The organism is uncultured Campylobacter sp. (genome assembly GCF_938030785.1).
In the GTDB taxonomy this organism is placed as follows: Bacteria; Campylobacterota; Campylobacteria; order Campylobacterales; family Campylobacteraceae; genus Campylobacter_B.
In genome coordinates this window covers 1-2,978 of record NZ_CALHIK010000023.1, presented here as the reverse complement: position 1 = coordinate 2,978, position 2,978 = coordinate 1, and the positions used below count along the sequence as shown (strand labels likewise).

3 protein-coding genes are annotated in these 2,978 nt (G+C 51.2%); all 3 read left to right on the top strand.

What is annotated here, in order from left to right:
- Nucleotides 1-26 precede the first annotated feature (26 nt).
- On the top strand, nt 27-800 hold the full coding sequence (locus Q0438_RS01305; RefSeq protein WP_299186445.1) for an SDR family NAD(P)-dependent oxidoreductase: 774 nt from the start codon (nt 27-29) through the stop codon (nt 798-800).
- Nucleotides 801-1,175: 375 nt separating this feature from the next.
- Entirely contained in the window at nt 1,176-1,769 is a 594-nt protein-coding gene (locus tag Q0438_RS01300; RefSeq protein WP_299186442.1) for a BON domain-containing protein, read from the top strand.
- A gap of 588 nt (nt 1,770-2,357) precedes the next feature.
- A partial coding sequence (gene upp, locus Q0438_RS01295; RefSeq protein WP_299186448.1) for a uracil phosphoribosyltransferase occupies nt 2,358-2,978 on the top strand: 621 nt, incomplete at its 3' end.

The following is a 2,978-nucleotide window of genomic DNA, read 5'->3' as shown; positions in this document are numbered from 1 at the left end:
TAAATTTACGCATTGAAAGGAAAAGTATGAAACGATTAGAGGGCAAAACCGCCGTAATCACTGGTGGAAGCGACGGAATAGGGCTTGGCATCGCAAAGTGTTTTGCCGAAGAGGGCGCAAATTTGATCCTGCTCGGCAGAAGCGAGGAGAAATTAAAAATCGCACAGGAGAACCTAGGCGGTTATGGCGTGAAAGCTTACGCGATAGAGGCGGATTTGGCGCAAAGCAAAACGATAAAAGGCCTTTGCGAGCGCATTTTAGCGCAATCTCCTAAGATAGATATCCTTGTAAATAACGCCGGACTGGGAAAATTCGTACCCTTTGAGGCGACCGACGAAGCGCTGCTGGATGCTCATCTAAACCTAAACGTCAAAGCGCCCTATCTGCTTACTCAGGGGCTTTTGGGCGCGCTTGCGGCTAGCAAGGGCTGCGTGATCAATATCTCGTCGTATTTCGCAAACAGAATGCTCGTGGGGCGCACCACGACGGCGTATTCGATCACCAAAGGCGCGCTAAATTCTTTCACCAAATCGCTTGCCTTCGAGGTCGGCAAACTCGGCATTCGCGTCAACGCCATAGCGCCCGGAAGCGTGCTGACGCCGCAGTTTGAGCGAAATTTAAGCGCGCTTAGTCCGCAGGGGCGCGAGGCATTTGAGCAGATGGTGCAAAATATCTATCCGCTCGGCAAAATCGGCAGCGCGCAGGACATCGGCGAGGCGGCGGTGTTTTTGGCTTCGGATGCGGCGAAGTGGGTCAGCGGCGCGATATTTGCGATAGACGGCGGACTTACGACGAATTAGCCGCGACCGGGCGGAATTTTGGGCGCGGGTTTTGAAATATAAAATTTTACAGAAGCGAATTCCGCCTCGAGAAATTTTACTCGTAGAATTCGCAGCGGCAAATTTGCAACGAAATTTAGCCGCGTAGAATTTTACGGCGACGAATACTGCGCGTGAAATTTCGCAGCGAAGAAAACGCAGAATTCCGCAAGCTGCGCGAATTACAACGCAAATTTTAAAATTTTCATTGTAAAATTTTGCAGCGTGCGGTTTGGGCGGAATCTCGCGGCGCAAAATTTGAAGCTGCGATAAAACGGTGTCTGCGGGGTTAAATTTAAAAAGCGGCGCCGGCAGCCGGCTTGAGATAATTAGAAATTAAACGAGATTGGAGAGGGTTTGAGGGTTTTGTTTCTAGCGATTTTAGCGGTGTTTTTGCTCTCTTGCGCGGCGCTATTTAGCTCGTGCGCGGCTCCGCTGGCGCCCGCTGGCAATGCGCTTAGCGTGTATGACATCTACTCCGTAGCGCGCGACCGCCGCAGCGTCAGCGAGGTCGCTAGCGACAAGCTCATCCAGACTAAAATTCAAAGCAAAATTCTATTTACCAAAGGCCTTAGCAGCTGGGATCTGGAGGTCGAGTGCTTCTACGGCGAGGTCTATCTCATCGGGCTGCTGGATAGCGAAGCGATGCGCGAGCCGCTGCTTGCTTTAGCTAGACAAACCGAAGGCGTGCGGCGCGTGCATACCTATCTGCGCGTCAAAAAGCCCGAATATCCGTGCAATTCGTTTGAAATTTTTACAAATTTAAAGAAAAATCTCTTTTCCGATACCGACGTTTCGGGCACTGCGGTGCGCGTGGCGATCGTGGGCTGCGACGTGGTATTTAGCGGCGTGGTGAGCGACATCGAGCACGAAAAGCACGCGATCTGGTATGCGACGCACGCGCCCGGGGTGCAGGACGTGTATTCGTTCCTGCGCGTAATAAAGGAGTAGGAGCTTTGCGGTTAATTTTAACCGCTTCGGCACGGCAAATTTAACCGCTTGCAGCGAGTTAAATTTAAAAAGATACGCGCTCGGTTCATTCGGCTTGCGTGCGAAGCGTCGGTGCGTATAAAATTATAAATTTAGGCGCGCAAGATAATGTGGAATTTTAAAATTTGGCTCACGAGCGAGAGCATTAAGTAAATTTAAAGCCGCCTCAGACGATAATTTCGCAGATAAAATTTACGCCGTGAGCGCTCGCCAAAAAGTAGCACCGGCGTGCCGATAAAAAGCGCGCCGTGTTTAAGTGGCGGCTAAATCAAAAGCGCACGCGAGAGCTAAATTTATAGCGCTGCGTTTTTAAAGGCGTTAAATTTAAAGCGAGCCGCCGAGCTAAATTTAAACGTAACGCGTGCATTGCGAGCTAAAATGAGCTAAATTCAAAATCGCGCTGCCGTTATCGGCGAAATTTCAGCGCCATGGCGCAAAAGCTCGCGCTAAAATATACGATCAAAATGCCCTAAAGGGCGCAAAATTCAGTAAATTTAAGGAGAGAAAATGAGCCAAAGCCAAAAATGTACGCACCAAACCGCGTGCGAGCTGCCTAACGTGAGGCTTATCAAGCACCCGCTGATCGAGCATAAGCTCACGATCCTGCGCGATCGGGGGACCGATCCGTTTCAGTTCCGCATGCTCGTCGATGAGATCAGCTACCTGATGATGTTCGAGGCGACGCGCGATCTGGCGCTGCGCGAGGTAAGCGTGCATACGCCCGTGGCACAAACCGCCGCATATAAGCTCGCCACAAAGATCATGATCTGCCCGATTTTGCGCGCCGCGCTGGGGATGCTGGATAGCGTTTTCAAGCTCATACCGGACGCTAGCGTGGGATTTTTAGGCTTTCAGCGCGACGAAAAGACCGCTCAGGCAGAGTTTTTTTACGCCAAACTGCCCGCAGACGCCGCAGAACGCACCGTAATCATCATCGATCCGATGTTTGCGACCGGCGGCACGGCGATCGATGCGGTGAAATTTTTGCTGCAAAACGGCGTTAAAAGGATCAAATTTATCTCCATCATCGCAGCGCCCGAGGGGCTTCATAAATTTAGCGAGATCTACCCGCAGGTCGAGGTTTTCACCGCGGCGATCGACGAGAGATTAAACGAGCAAAAATATATCGTGCCGGGCCTCGGAGACGCGGGAGATAGGGTGTTTAATACG

Excerpts from the sequence above, each read along its gene's own strand:
- Q0438_RS01305 (WP_299186445.1), top strand. The coding sequence starts at position 27 with ATGAAACGATTAGAGGGCAAAACCGCCGTAATCACTGGTGGAAGCGAC.